Origin of the sequence: Leucobacter sp. HNU, assembly GCF_047946755.1 — a bacterium.
GTDB lineage: Bacteria > Actinomycetota > Actinomycetes > Actinomycetales > Microbacteriaceae > Leucobacter.
The window spans coordinates 2,872,184-2,885,646 of record NZ_CP178837.1; the positions used below are offsets into that span (position 1 = coordinate 2,872,184).

A 13,463-nucleotide genomic window follows, 5' to 3' on the forward strand; every position below is an offset into this window, starting at 1 on the left:
CCTACTTCCGCGTCGCAGAGATCTCGTGGGCGAGGGATTCGAGTTCGGCGCCGCCGGCCATCGCCTGCACGAGCTCTTCGAGTTCGACCTTGCCTCGCACGAAGTCCGCGATCATGCGGCCGCGGTTGAGCAGGTAGAAGCGGTCGCCGACCATGAAGGCGTGGTGCGGGTTGTGGGTGATGAAGACCACGGCGACGCCGCGCTCGCGGGCGGCGAGGATGTACTTCAGCACGATGCCGGATTGGCGCACGCCGAGCGCGCTCGTGGGCTCGTCGAGGATCAGCACCTTCGCACCGAAGTGCACGGCGCGGGCGATGGCGACGGCCTGCCGCTCGCCGCCCGAGAGGGTGCCGATGGGCTGATTGGTGTCGCGCAGGTCGATGCCCATCTCCATGAGCGCCTGCTTGGTGATCTCCTGCGACTTCTTGACCGACATGAACCCGAAGAGCTTCGGGCCCTTGACGGGTTCGTTGCCGAGGAAGAAGTTGCGCCAGATCGACATGAGCGGCACGGTCGCGAGGTCCTGGAACACGGTCGCGATGCCGCGGGCGAGCGCGTCGCGCGGCGAGGAGAACTCGACGGCTTCGCCCTCGACGCGGAACGCTCCGCTGCTTGGCTTGTGCACGCCGGACAGGGTCTTGATGAGCGTGGACTTGCCGGCGCCGTTGTCGCCGAGCACGCAGGTGACGGAGCCGGGGTCGACCTTGAGGCTGATGTCGCGGAGCGCGATGACGCTGCCGAAGCTCTTGCCGACGTTCTCGAGTTCGAGGGCCGGGGTCGCTGATTCCTGGGTCATTTCTTTCGACCTCCCTGCGCGCGGCGCGAGATGGTGATGTTGATGAGCACTGCCGAGAAGAGGATCACGCCGAGGAAGGTCGAGACCCAGTCCTGATCCCACAGGGCGTAGGGGATGCCGACCGCGGCGAAGCCCATGATCAGCGCGCCGATGGAGGCGCCGATCGCGGATCCGGCGCCACCGGTGAGGAGGCAGCCGCCGACGGCCGCGGCGATGATGTAGTAGAACTCCTGGCCGACGCCCTGGCCGGCCTGCATGCCCTTGAGGCGCAGCACGAACATGACGCCGACGAGCGCGGCGGCCACGGCGGTCATCATGAAGAGCAGGATCTTGGTGCGGTCGACCGGGACGCCCGCGTTGCGCGCGGCGTTGGCGTCGCCGCCGACGGCGAAGATCCAGTTGCCGAAGACGGTGCGGGTGAGCAGCAGCGTCGCGATGACGGTGAGCAGGATCCACCAGACCACGGAGATCTGGAAGGTGGTGCCGCCGATCGAGATGGTGCTGGCGAAGAGCGCCTGGGCCGAGTCGTAGCCGTCGCCCTGGTCGACGCCCGAGACGCGGACGGTGCCGGTGATCCCCTTGGTGACGGCGAGGTTGACGCCCTTGAGCACGAAGAAGGTGCCGAGGGTGACGATGAACGACGGGAGCTTGGTCTTGACGACGAGCATGCCGTTGACGAAGCCGACGATGGCGGCGAAGACGAGGGTGACGACGATCGCGAGCCAGACGTTCATGCCCCACTCGGTGATGAGGAGGCCCGCGAGGAGGCCCGCGGTGCCGACCATGACACCGGTCGACAGGTCGAATTCGCCGCCGATCATGAGGAGAGCCACGAACACGGCGACGATGCCGACGGGGGCCGCGAAGTCGGTCCAGCCGGCGGCGCCCTCGAGCGTCGCGAAGTTCCCGGTGGTGTCGGAGAAGGCGAACACCAGGAAGATGGCGACCGCTCCGATGAGTGCGCCGAGTTCGGGGCGGCGCAGCACCTTCAGGTACCACGGCGTCGTGCTCACGCGTTCGTCGAGCTTGATGTTGCTGGTTTCGGTGAGGAATGTCATGGTCTCTCCCTGCGAGGGACGGGGCCGGCGGCGGGCGCCGGCCCCGTCGTCCGCGTTAGCGCAGGCCTTCCTTCACGGACTCCTGCACGGCCTTCACGTTGTCCTTGGTCACGAATGCGGGACCGGTGTAGACGGGCAGCCCGCCGCCGATCTCGATCGCGTCCTTCACGGCGAAGTACAGCAGCTGCACGGCCATGTAGCCCTGCGCGTACTGCTGCTGGTCGATGCCGAACTGCAGGGTGCCGGCGTCGATCGCCTTGAGGGCGTCGGCCGAGAGGTCGACGGTGCCGACCTTGATGTCGCGGCCGACGGTCTTGACGGCGGGGAGCACGGCGCCGGTGGCGACGTCGGCGTTCAGCGCGAACACGGCGTCGATCGAGGAGTCGGCCTGGAGGGCGGCGAGGATCTTGGCCTGCGCGCCGTTCAGGTCGGCGAGCGCCCCGTCGGCGTTGAACTGCTGCACCTGGCCCTTGAAGGTCTCGGCGGCGCCCTTGCAGCGGTCGGTGAGGCCGGAGTTCGCGGCTTCCTGGATCGGGCAGAGGATCTTCTTGACGCCGAGCTCGTTGAACTTCTCGCCCGCCTGGCGGCCGGCGACGATCTCGTCCTGGCCGACGTGGGTGAACGCGCCGAGCTGCTTGTAGACGCTGGACCCGGAGTTGATGGTCACGGTGGGGATCTTGGCGTCGCTCGCCGACTTCATCGCCGACTGGATCGCGCCGGGGTCCGGTGCGGAGGCGGCGATGCCGCTGCAGCCGCCCTTGACGCCGGCCTCGATGGTGGACGCCTGCTTGGCGGCGTCGTTGGTCGAGCCCTGGTAGTCGAGGGTGACGCCGAGGGTCTTGGCCGCGTCTTCGGCGCCCTTCTGCGCGACGGCCCAGAAGGTGCCGCCGTCGCCGTGCGTGTAGACGCAGATCTTGATGTTCTTGTTGTCGGGGGCGGCGCTTCCGCCGCCGCCTCCGCCCTTCGCGCCGGTGCCGGAGCAGCCGGCGAGTGCCAGGGTCAGGGCCGCAGCGGTGGCCACTGCGGCGGTGATGAGCTTCTTCTTCACCATGATGACGGTGCCTCATTTCCTCTTCATTGAGCTTTGCGAGGTGGGACGCGAACGGCCCTGTTCGCCAGTATCTTCCATCCCCGGATCAGGATCCAGCGATTCGGGGATATTTGTTATGACATTAGGGCATTTGAGACCAGATTGTTGCAAACTCCGCGCAAAGCTTCAGTTGAACGGCATCGCAACGACGCTACCGGTCTCGGCGGACCTCTGGGCGGCATCGGCCAGCAGCAGCGCGGCGCGGCCGTCGTCGAAGGTCGGACTGTCGGACGGTTCGCCGCGCATCAGACGCAGGAACGCGTCGAGCTCCGCGGAGTACGACACGGCGTAGCGGTGCAGGAACTGCGGCTCGTACGGCGCTCGCGCATCCACCGCCGACGCATTCGACGCGCTCACCAGACTGAGCGACGGATTGTTCGCCTGCAGGGACCCGAGCGGCCCGAAGGCCTCGATCCGCTGGTCGTAGCCGACCGCGCTGTGCCGCGAGTTGATGATCGTGACGATCGCGCCCGACGAGGACTTCAGGGTCACGACCGCCGTGTCGAAGTCGCCGTGCTCGCGCGCACCGTCGTCGAACAGGGTGCTGCCCGTCGCGCGCACCTCCGCGATGTCAGGTAGGAAGAACCGCGCCATGTCGAAGTCGTGGATCGTCATATCGCGGAAGATGCCGCCCGAGACCCCGATGTACGCCGCGGGCGGCGCCGCGGGATCCCGGCTGATGATCGTCAGCTGCTCGAGCGGGCCGATCTCGCCGGCCGCCACCCGGGTGCGGACCTCGGCGAACGCCGGGTCGAAGCGGCGGTTGAAGCCGAGCGCCACCGGCACCCCCGAGGCCGCCACCTTCGGCCTCAGCGCCTCCACGCGGGCGATGTCGAGGTCGATCGGCTTCTCGCACAGCACCGGGATCCCGCGGTCAACGGCCGCCTCGATGAGCGGCACGTGCGTCGGCGTCGGCGCGGCGACGAGGATCGCGTCGACCTCGCCCGAGTCGAGCAGTTCGTCGCTCGAGTCGGTCACCCGACCGCCGAAGCGCGCCGCGAGAGCATGCGCGCCGTCGACGAACGGATCGGCGATCCAGCTGAGCTCGGTCTCGGGATGCGCCGAGATGCTCGTCGCGTGCACCAGGCCGATGCGGCCCGTGCCGATGAGCCCCATGCGCACTCGGTTCTGCGTCATTGCTTCGGTTCCTTCTGCTCGTGATGCGATTCGGGGGCGGGTCCGCTCAGGCCCATGGCCGGAGCGCCTCGCGGTTGGTGCGGTGGTCGGCCCGGCGCCGCTCGGCGAAGGCCACGAGATCGATGCCGGCTTCGGGCAGCACGTCCTGCTCGACGACCACCCACCCGGCGTACCCCGCGCGGTCCATGGCGTTCATGATGGTCGCGAGGTCGATATCGCCGCCGCCGAACGCCGCGAAGGCGCCCGAGCTCCAGACCTCGACCATGCCGCCGCCCGCATCGATGACCCGCGCGAGCTCGGCCCGATCCACGTCCTTCAGATGGAGGTGGTTGATCCGGGGCGCCCAACGATCGACCACGGCGGCCGGGTCTCCGCCACCGAGCAGCAGGTGCCCGGTGTCGAAGGTGAGACCGACATCGACCCGGTCGAGGAACCGCTCGACCTCGTCGGGCGACTCGACGAAGGTCCCCGCGTGGTGGTGGAAGGTGGGCTCGAGGCCCGCGGCGCGCACCCGCTCGGCGGCGCGCGCGGCATTCGCGGCGAGGCGATCCCAGCCCACGGCGTCGAGCGGGTCGACCGCGAGGCCCGGTCGCGCCTGGCGCGCCGCGGAGCCGGAGTCGGCGAGCGTCGGCTTGGGGCGGAACGCGTCGGGTCCGCCGAGCGCCGCGGCCGCGTCGGCGAACACCGCGAGCGCCGCGTCGAGCTCCGGCAGCGCCGCGTCGAACGCGGCGTCGTCGCTCATGGGGAGCTGCACCCAGCCGCCGGCGAGACCGAAGCTGTGCGCGCGCAGGCGCGAGATCAGCTGCTCGCCCTCGCCGAGATAGCCCGCGGGACCGAGGTCGATCCCGGCGTAGCCGGTCTCGTCGAGGATCTCGAGCATCTGATCGGGGGCGATGGTGTCGACCCCCTCCGGGGTGAGTTCGAACACCCCGAAGCTCACCGGGGCGCCAGCCACTCGTGCGTCCATGTCTGCGCCTCCTCGCGCCGTCCACTCGCCCGGGCCACACCCGGAGCTTTGATAAGACAATAGAGCATTTCTGGGGCGCCCGCCATCCGCACCCGCCCGATCGGGGTTGACACCCTTGAGTCCTCGTGTGCGACACTGCCGCACATGAAGGAAATCGGAATCCGCGCACTGCAGCAGAACGCCTCCGCGACCGTTCACCGCGTGGCCGACGGCGAGTCCCTCGACGTCACCGAGCGGGGCCGGCCGATCGCACGCCTCGTGCCGATCGGCCGCACGCAACGCGAGATGCTTCTCGCCAGCGGCAAGCTCCGACCGGCGCTGATCGACCGCGACGAGTACCTGGTCCGGCGGGCCGGGCATCTCGCCCGGCGGGCGGCGGGCGAACGGAGCGCCCACGAGCCCGCCACCGGAGCCGGGGCTCCCCCGTCAACGGCGGAAGTCCTCGACGACCTCCGCGCGGATCGGATCTGAGCGTGCTCGTCTACGCGGATACGTCCGCGCTCGCCAAGCTCATCGTCGAAGAGCCCGAGTCCGACGCGCTCGTCGACTGGTACACGGAGGTCGAAGCGGTGCTCGTCACCTCGGATCTTGCTCGCGTCGAGCTCATGCGCACCGTGCATCGCATCGACCCCGAGCTGTCGGTCGACGCGCATGACCTGCTCCGCAGTTGCGAGATCATCAGCCTGGACTCGATCGACTACGAGCGCGCGGGCACACTGCCACCGGCACCTCTGCGCAGCCTCGATGCGCTCCATCTGATCGCCGCGCAGAATCTCGGCGACGCGCTGGACGCGATCCTCACCTACGACATCCGCCTTGCCGAAGCCGCCGCGGTGCGCGGAATCAGGCCCGTGCATCCGGGACGGGAACGGCTCATCTCACCCGCCCACTGATCCACCTCGCCGCAGCAGTCACCGCCTGAGCGGACTCGGCACCACTTGCGCAAAATATGTAGACCGGTCTATTATTCTGCACATGACATCCAAGGGAGACCTGACCCGAGCGCGGCTCGCCGCATCCATGCTCGAATTGATCCAGACCAGCGGCTACGCCGGCACGGGGCTGAACGCCGTGATCGAACATGCCGCGGCCCCGAAGGGGTCCGTCTACTTCCACTTCCCCGACGGCAAGGAGGGCCTCGGGGTCGCCGCCGTCGAGCTCGCGGAGGCGCAGTTCGCGGCACTGATCGCCGAGGCCGCCGACGCCGCGGGCAGCGCGGCGGGTGCCGCGCGGACCGCGATCGAGACCCTCGCGACCGTCGTCGGCGAGAGCGACTTCCGCCTCGGCTGCCCGGTGTCCGTCGTCACCCTGGAGATGGGTGCGGAGAGCGAACGGCTGCGCGAGGCCTGCGCGACGGCCTTCGAATCGTGGATCGCCCCGACGGCCGGGCTGCTCGTGAGCAGCGGGCTCGCCGAGCCGGAGGCCCGCTCGCTGGCGACCGTCGTCGTCTCGACGATCGAGGGCGCGGTCATCCTCTCCCGCGCGACCCGGAGCACCCAGCCGCTGCACGCGGCCGCCGACGTCGTGGCCGAACTCATCGAGGCGCGCATCGCGCAGACCGGCGGTGCCCGATGAACGCGGATCGCACCACCCGAAACGCCCTCGTCTTCGGGGCCTCCGGCCTCGTCGGCCGAACCCTCATCCGCTCCCTCGTCGCCGCGGGGGCGGACGTCACCGCCGCGGTGCGCAGCGTGGATTCGGGGACCCGGCTCGTGCGCTGGCTGCAGGAACGCGGCGTGACGCAGAGCATCTCCGTCGTGCTCGTCGACTTCGAGACGCCCGAGCTCCTGGCGGGCGGGCCCGCGGCCCTCGCCCACATCACCGAGATCCACAACTGCGCCGGTTCCTTCCGCTTCGGCATGCCCGCGGAGGAGGCGCGCCGCGCGAACGTCGGCATCGTCGAGAAGCTCGTCGACTTCGCCGCCGAACTCCCCCGGTTGCAGCGGCTGCTGCACATCTCCGGCTACCGTGTCGGCGGACAGGACCCCGCGGCGGTGCCGTGGTCCGCGGCTCGCCGGGCGGCGACCTACGCCGAGCTCGGCGGCTACGAGGCGTCGAAGGTGGAGTCCGACGCGATCTTCCAGGCCCGCGCGACCGAGCGCGGCGTCCCCTGGACCATCCTCAATCCGGCGACCGTGATCGGCGACAGCGTCACCGGCGAATCCGATCAGCACATCGGGATCGCGAACACGATCGAGCAGATGTGGGAGGGCACGGCGACCGCGCTGCCCGCGGGGAACACGACGTTCGTGCCCGTGCTCACCGTCGACTACATGACGTCCTTCATGGCCGCGGCGGCGATCGACCCGGACGCCGCGGGGCAGTCGTACTGGGTCCTGGACGATGCGACCCCGCCGCTCACCGAGCTGCTCGCGTACGCCGGCAGGCATCTCGGAGCGAAGGTCCCGAAGCTGAGGATCCCGGTCGGCGTGATCAAGCGCCTCCCGCAGGGGATCACCGGGGCGGATCCCGAGACCCTCGGCTTCCTGTCCTCCGAGCGCTACCCGACCGGCCCCGCCGTCGCGCTCGCCGCGCGGCACGGCGTGGCCATGCCCGACGTGCACACCTCGCTCGAGCGGTGGGTCGACTACATGGCCGCGCACCGGTTCGGAGCCGCGAAGGGCGACGACCGGCGGTTCGTCGACGCCGGCGGCGTGCGGACCTTCACGCTGGGCGCGCCCGATGCACGACGGCTGATCCTGCCCGGGCTGCCGGTCAACGCCGACACCTGGGCCGATGTCGCGGCGGGCATCGGAGCGCGAGCGGTCGATCTGCCCGGGCTCGGGTTGAGCGGCGGCATGGGCATTCGCGATTGGGGACGCTGGCTGCCGGCGCTCCTGGGCGATGAGCCCCTCGAACTCGTCGGCCACTCGATCGGCGCGGCCGCGGCGGTCATCGCCGCCGATCGTTTCCCCGAACGGGTGGGGGCGCTCACGCTGATCGCGCCGTTCTTCCTGCAGCCCCGGGCGGGCGCGGGCACGCGCCTGCAGCCGATCGTGCGCAGCGTCCTGCGCCGCACGAGCGCGAGCACGCTGTCGCGTCGCCTCACCGGCTCGGAGGCGAGCGCCGCGCAGCTCGCGAGCAGCGTGCAGGATCTGGCGCGCGGTCGCGCCAGGGCCGTTGCCGAGCAGCTCGCGCACGCCGGGTCGGAGCGCTGGCGCGCCGAGCTCCGCGAGGCGCTCGCGCGCTTCGGCGGCCCGGTCCGCATCGTCACCGGAAGCGACGACCCGCTCGACCCGGGCTTCGCGGAATCGCTCGCGAGGCTGCCGAACGTCGAACTGCACGGGGTGCCGGGCGCCGGGCACCACCCGCAGCTCACCCACCGCGACGCGCTCGTCGGTCTCCTGGCCTGACGGGGGCGGCGCCCCCTGCCGGGCACTCCGGCTAGCCCAGCAGGGGGCGTTGCGCCCGCACCTGGTCCTCGTACTCGGCTCGGGCCCGCTGCGTGGACGCGAGCTCCGAGACCTCGGCCACCGGCACGTCCCACCAGCCCTCGCCGTCGGGCGCGTAGACGAGCGGATCGCTGTTGACGTGGATCACGGTCGACCGCGGCGACGCCTTCGCGGCGACCACGGCCTCGCGCAGCGCCTCGGCCGCGCCCGGTGCGACCGGGATCTCGACCACGTCGACGCCGTAGCTGCGCGCGTTCATCGCGAGGTCGACCGGCAGCACCTCGTCGCCCTGGAAGTTTCGGGCCTCGGGATCGTAGCGGCGGTACTTCGTGCCGAAGCGCTCCGAGCCGACCGTCTCCGAGAGGTGCCCGATCGAGGCGTAGCCGTGGTTCTGCACGATCACGACGACGAGCTTGATCCCCTCGGCCACCGCGGTCGCGAGCTCGGTGCTGAGCATCAGGTACGAACCGTCTCCGACCATGACGATCACGTCGCGGTCGTCGCCGTCCGCTTCGAGCCCGCGCTTCGCACCGAGCCCGCCCGCGATCTCGTAGCCCATGCACGAGTACGCGTACTCGACGTGGTACCCGAGCGGATCCCGCACCCGCCACAGCTTGTGCAGGTCGCCCGGCAGGGACCCCGCGGCCTGCACGATGACGTCGCGCGGATCGCTGGCGGCGTGCACCGCTCCGATGATCTCGGACTGGCCGGGCAGCGCGGCTCCGGTGGGCGCCAGCGCGCGGTCGACCACGCCGTCCCACTCCCCTTCTCGCGCAGGAGGCGCTCGGCCGAGTCGGGACCGAGCCGCCAGTCCGCGAGCAGCGGCGCGAGTTCGAGCAGCGTCTCGCGGGCATCGGCCACGACGGGCAGCTGCGATCCGTGCTTCACCGCGTCGAACGCCGCGACGTTGATGTTCACGAAGCGCACACCCGGGTCCTGGAACGCCGTGCGCGACGCCGTCGTGAAGTCGCTGTACCGGGTGCCGATGCCGATCACGAGGTCGGCCTCGGCGGCGAGCCGGTTCGCGGCCGTGGTGCCCGTGGCGCCGACGCCGCCCAGGTACTGGGGATGATCCCAGGGCAGCGAACCGCCGCCGGCCTGCGTCGTGCCGACCGGGATCCCCGTCGCCTCGACGAGCGCCCGCAGCGCGTCCTCGGCTCCCGAGTAGATGACGCCGCCGCCGGCGACGATGAACGGCCGTTTCGCGGAGCGGATCGCGCGGGCCGCGGCGGCGAGCGCCTCGCGCTCGGGGCGCGGGCGCCGGATCCGCCACTCGCGCGGCTGCAGGAACTCGGCGGGCACGTCGAACGCCTCGGCCTGCACGTCCTCGGGCAGTGCGATGGTGACGGCTCCGGTCTCGGCCGGGTCGGTGAGCACGCGCATCGCGCCGAGGGCGATCGAGAACAGCTGCTCGGGCCGCTGCACGCGGTCGAAGAAGCGGGAGAGCGGCCGGAAGGCGTCGTTGACGGTCAGTCCGATGTCGTGGGGTTGCTCGAGCTGCTGCAGCACGGGGTCCGCGACGCGGGTCGCGAAGGTGTCGCTCGGCAGCAGCAGGGCGGGCAGGCGGTTGGTCGTGGCGAGGGCCGCTCCCGTGAGCAGGTTCGTGGCGCCGGGCCCGACCGAGGCCGCGGCCGCGAAGGTGCCGCGCCGGCGGTGCATGCGCGCGTAGCCGACGGCCTGGTGCACCATCGCCTGCTCGTTGCGGGCCTGGTAGTAGGGCATCAGCGCCGGATCCTGCGCGTTGAGCTGCTGCAGCGCCTGGCCGACGCCGGCCACGTTGCCGTGCCCGAAGATCCCGAACACGCCGGGGACGGTGCGCTCCCGGATCTCGGCGCCGGAGGCGTCGCGGTCGACGGTCCACTGGTTCGCCAGGAACTCGATCAGGGCCTGGCCGACGGTCATGCGTCGCGCGGTCATCGTGCGGTCTCCTCGGTGTCGGGCGCGAGCTGCGCGTCGGGGGCGAACGGCAGGCGGGCGTCGATCCCGAGCCCGTCCCAGGTGCTGCGCACCCAGCCGTGGGCGGGGTCGTCGCTGATCAGCCAGACCCGCTCGGGGTCCGGGCCGGCCATGACGTTCAGGTAGTAGAGGTCGTAGCCCGGTGCCGCGACGGCGGGGCCGTGGTATCCGAAGGGGATCAGGGCGACGTCGCCCGTGCGCACCATCGCGTCGATCTCGATGTCTCCCGCGGGCGACGAGTAGGTGCTGAACATGCCGAAGGCGTGCGCCTCGCTCGCCTCTGGGGCCGCACCGCGCGCCGGTGCCGACTCGAAGTAGTAGATCTCCTCGAGCCGCGACTCGTGGCCGGGCACGTGCTCGTCGTGCTTGTGCGGCGGGTACGACGACCAGTTCTCGGCCGGCGTGATGACCTCGCAGACGATGAACCGGGACGCGTCGAGGGCCTGCGGGGTGCCGAAGTTGTGCACCTGGCGGCTCGATGCGCCGCCGCCGCGCAGCTCGACCGGCACGTCGCCCGCGCCGATGCGACGGGTCGGCAGCACGCGGTCGGTGGGCGAGGTCGCGACGGCGAACCGTCCGGGCCCGCCGACGGCCGCGACCGACGCCGATTCGACCGCGGCCGAGAGGTAGAGCACGTCGGTGGGGCCGTCGAACACGGAGGCGCGGCCCGCGAGCTCCGTCGTGGTCCCGGCGCCGTCCGCGATCCCCGGCTCGGCGTGCGTCACGGTGAAGGATCCCGCGAGCGGCACGATGAGCCGTTCGACGCCCGCGCCCTCCAGCGCGATCCGCTCGCCGGCATCGAGGCGCGCGACCCGGAGGCCCGTGTGCGCCCAGCCCGGGGTTCGTTCGTCGACGACGGTCTCCCAGCCGTCCGCGGCGAGCGCGCCCCGCCGGTGGAACCAGCGCTCACCGGATCCGTTCGCCTCCGCGGTCATGCCGCTCCCTCCGTCGCCGTGCGTGCCGTGGTCGCCGTCAGATCTCCGTGCACCAGCCGCGCCGCCGTGTCCACCGCGGCGGTCACGTCGCCGTCCTGCGGGTAGAGCAGCGTGCGTCCGACCGTGAGCCCGCGCACCCCGGGCAGCGCGAGCGCGCGCTCCCACGCGGCGAACGCGGCATCGGGATCCCCGCCGCCCTCGCCACCGAGCAGCAGGGTCGGCATGGTCGTCGCCTCCATCACCCGCTCCATCTCGTCGACCACGGGCAGCTTCATCCAGGTGTAGGCGCTCGACCGGCCGAGGCCCGCGGCGATCGCGATCGACAGGATCACGGCCTCGGGGCTGAGATCGTTGACGACGCGGCCCGTTCCGGCGTCGCGGCCCGAGAGGAAGGGCTCGAGCATGATCGGGAGCCGGGCGTCGGCCGCCGCGTCGACGGCGCGGGCCGTGGCCTCGAGCGTCGGAGCGGTGCCCGGGTCGTCGAGGTCGACGCGGATGAGCGTCTTCGCGAAGTCGAGCCGCTGCGCGACCATCGCGGGCACGTCGTACGCCGTATAGCGGTCATCCATTTCGAAGGCGGCGCCGCGCAGGCCGCCGCGGTTCATGGAGCCGACCACGATCTTGCCGTCGAGCAGGCCGAGGGCGGCGAGGTCGTCGATCACGTCTGGCGTGCCGAGCACCCCGTCGACCCCGGGCCGGCTGAGCGCGTGCGCCAGCCGGTCGATGAGCTCGCCCCGGTTGCCCATCGCGGTGGCGTCCCCGCCGGCGGCGAGCGCGCCGCGGGCCGGGTGGTCGGCGGCGACGATGAAGAGGCGTCCGTCGCCCGCGAGCAGGTCGCGACGCTCTCGGGTGGCGAGGTACTCGCCGATCGCCTCGGGTCGTTCGGCGCGCGTCGCGCGCAGGCGTGCCAGGTCGGCGTCGCTGAGGTGCAGATTCATCGGACCGCGCCTTCCCCTGCGAGCCGAGCGGCGTCGCGCACCTCGGCATCGCGCACGGCGTCCGCCGATCCGCCCGCGAGCACCGCCTCGACCTCTGCGGCGCTCGGCATGGCCGTGGAGCACTCGCGACGGGTGGCGACGATCGCCCCGGCCGCGTTCGCGTACCGGAGGATCCGTTCGAGCCCCCAGCCCTCGAGCAGGCCGTGGCAGAGCGCCCCGCCGAACGCGTCGCCCGATCCGAGCCCGTTGACGACCTCGACGAAGTGCGGCGGCACCTCGACGGTCTCGTCGGCGGTCTTGGCGAGGACGCCCTTGGGGCCCTGCTTCACGATGGCGAGGCGCACGCCGCGTTCGAGCAGCGCGTCGGCGGCGCGCAGCGGCTCGGTCTCGCCGACGGCGACCTCGCACTCCTCGCGGTTGCCGACGGCGACGCTGGCGTGCGCGATGGCCCGCGCCACCTGGGCGCTCGCCTCGGCGGGGTCGGGCCAGAACATCGGCCGGTAGTCGAGATCGAGCACGGTGTGCTGCGCCGTGGCGGCCGGGGCCGCGCTGCGCGCTTCGAGGGCGGCGTGGTGGGCGGCCCGGCTCGGCTCCTGGCTCAGCCCGGTGACGGTGAGCCAGAGGATCCGGGCGGCGCGGATCGCGTCCAGGTCGAGGTCCTGCGGGGCGATCTCGAGGTCGGGCGCCTTGGGTTCCCGGTAGAAGTAGAGCGGGAAATCGTCCGGCGGGAAGATCTCGCAGAAGGTGACGGGCGTCGCGTAGCGGGGGTCGACGCGCACCTCTCGCGGGTCCACGCCGAGGCGGGCGAGCTCTGCGAGGAGGTACCGGCCGAAGGGGTCGTCGCCGACCCGCGAGACGAGGGCGCTCGCGTGCCCGTAGCGTGCTGCGGCCACGGCCACGTTGGCCGCGGACCCGCCGAGGTACTTCCCGAAGCTCGTGACCTCCTCGAGGCCGACGCCGTCCTGCAGCGGATACACATCGACGCCGAGGCGGCCCATCACCAGTGCGTCGTCGGGATCGCGGTCAGCCATCGCCGACCTCCTCTCGGGGCATCATTGCCGATCATTTGTCCTAACAATATCACTTTCTCGACCTCCGTCCAGCGGTCGGCGCCCGCGATCCCGCGCTGAACCGCGGCTGAACCGGCGTAGGGTGGACTCACGTCTGGTTGTCCGCACAAAGTGCGGAGGGGAG

At 71.5% G+C, this 13,463-nt stretch carries 12 protein-coding genes and 1 pseudogene; 4 read left to right on the forward strand and 9 right to left on the reverse strand.

The genetic code is table 11. From position 1 onward, the window contains the following. Position 1: 1 nt before the first annotated feature. The 5 genes from AB3K78_RS13995 to AB3K78_RS14015 form a co-directional block, all read right to left on the reverse strand. Positions 2 to 796, reverse strand: a complete 795-nt coding sequence (locus AB3K78_RS13995; protein ID WP_416444217.1) for an ATP-binding cassette domain-containing protein — start codon at positions 794 to 796, stop codon at positions 2 to 4. Next, entirely contained in the window at positions 793 to 1,854 is a 1,062-nt protein-coding gene (locus AB3K78_RS14000; RefSeq protein ID WP_416444219.1) for an ABC transporter permease, read from the reverse strand. The genes AB3K78_RS13995 and AB3K78_RS14000 overlap by 4 nt, the downstream gene beginning before the upstream one ends. A 55-nt stretch (positions 1,855 to 1,909) precedes the next feature. Continuing rightward, positions 1,910 to 2,905: a substrate-binding domain-containing protein gene (locus AB3K78_RS14005; protein ID WP_416444221.1), complete on the reverse strand. Its 996-nt coding sequence runs from the start codon at positions 2,903 to 2,905 to the stop codon at positions 1,910 to 1,912. Between the two features lie 165 nt (positions 2,906 to 3,070). Then, positions 3,071 to 4,081, reverse strand: a complete 1,011-nt coding sequence (locus AB3K78_RS14010; protein WP_416444223.1) for a Gfo/Idh/MocA family oxidoreductase — start codon at positions 4,079 to 4,081, stop codon at positions 3,071 to 3,073. 46 nt (positions 4,082 to 4,127) lie between these two features. Beyond that, positions 4,128 to 5,048, reverse strand: coding sequence for a sugar phosphate isomerase/epimerase family protein (locus AB3K78_RS14015; RefSeq protein ID WP_416444225.1), 921 nt, complete (start codon positions 5,046 to 5,048; stop codon positions 4,128 to 4,130). 144 nt (positions 5,049 to 5,192) lie between these two features. On the opposite strand from AB3K78_RS14015, the gene AB3K78_RS14020 reads away from it, so the two are divergent. The 4 genes from AB3K78_RS14020 to AB3K78_RS14035 all read left to right on the forward strand — a co-directional run bounded on the left by AB3K78_RS14020 (position 5,193) and on the right by AB3K78_RS14035 (position 8,401). Continuing rightward, positions 5,193 to 5,519, forward strand: coding sequence for a type II toxin-antitoxin system Phd/YefM family antitoxin (locus AB3K78_RS14020; RefSeq protein ID WP_416444227.1), 327 nt, complete (start codon positions 5,193 to 5,195; stop codon positions 5,517 to 5,519). Positions 5,520 to 5,521: 2 nt separating this feature from the next. Then, positions 5,522 to 5,941: a type II toxin-antitoxin system VapC family toxin gene (locus AB3K78_RS14025; protein WP_416444229.1), complete on the forward strand. Its 420-nt coding sequence runs from the start codon at positions 5,522 to 5,524 to the stop codon at positions 5,939 to 5,941. A gap of 82 nt (positions 5,942 to 6,023) precedes the next feature. After that, positions 6,024 to 6,623 carry a TetR/AcrR family transcriptional regulator gene (locus AB3K78_RS14030; RefSeq protein WP_416444231.1) on the forward strand — a complete coding sequence of 200 codons (600 nt, stop codon included), beginning with the start codon at positions 6,024 to 6,026 and terminating at the stop codon, positions 6,621 to 6,623. Then, complete coding sequence (locus AB3K78_RS14035) at positions 6,620 to 8,401, forward strand: alpha/beta fold hydrolase (protein WP_416444233.1); 1,782 nt, start codon at positions 6,620 to 6,622, stop codon at positions 8,399 to 8,401. Before AB3K78_RS14030 ends, AB3K78_RS14035 begins: the two co-directional genes overlap by 4 nt. A 31-nt stretch (positions 8,402 to 8,432) precedes the next feature. Here AB3K78_RS14035 and iolD read toward each other — a convergent pair. From iolD to iolC, 4 genes and pseudogenes are all read right to left on the reverse strand, one after another. Then, positions 8,433 to 10,342, reverse strand: a pseudogene (gene iolD / locus AB3K78_RS14040) (3D-(3,5/4)-trihydroxycyclohexane-1,2-dione acylhydrolase (decyclizing)). 11 nt (positions 10,343 to 10,353) lie between these two features. Continuing rightward, positions 10,354 to 11,331 carry a 5-deoxy-glucuronate isomerase gene (gene iolB, locus AB3K78_RS14045; RefSeq protein ID WP_416444235.1) on the reverse strand — a complete coding sequence of 326 codons (978 nt, stop codon included), beginning with the start codon at positions 11,329 to 11,331 and terminating at the stop codon, positions 10,354 to 10,356. Further along, positions 11,328 to 12,269: a deoxyribose-phosphate aldolase gene (locus tag AB3K78_RS14050; protein ID WP_416444237.1), complete on the reverse strand. Its 942-nt coding sequence runs from the start codon at positions 12,267 to 12,269 to the stop codon at positions 11,328 to 11,330. The genes iolB and AB3K78_RS14050 overlap by 4 nt, the downstream gene beginning before the upstream one ends. Continuing rightward, positions 12,266 to 13,300 carry a 5-dehydro-2-deoxygluconokinase gene (gene iolC / locus AB3K78_RS14055; RefSeq protein WP_416444239.1) on the reverse strand — a complete coding sequence of 345 codons (1,035 nt, stop codon included), beginning with the start codon at positions 13,298 to 13,300 and terminating at the stop codon, positions 12,266 to 12,268. Before iolC ends, AB3K78_RS14050 begins: the two co-directional genes overlap by 4 nt. Between the last annotated feature and the right edge of the window lie 163 nt (positions 13,301 to 13,463).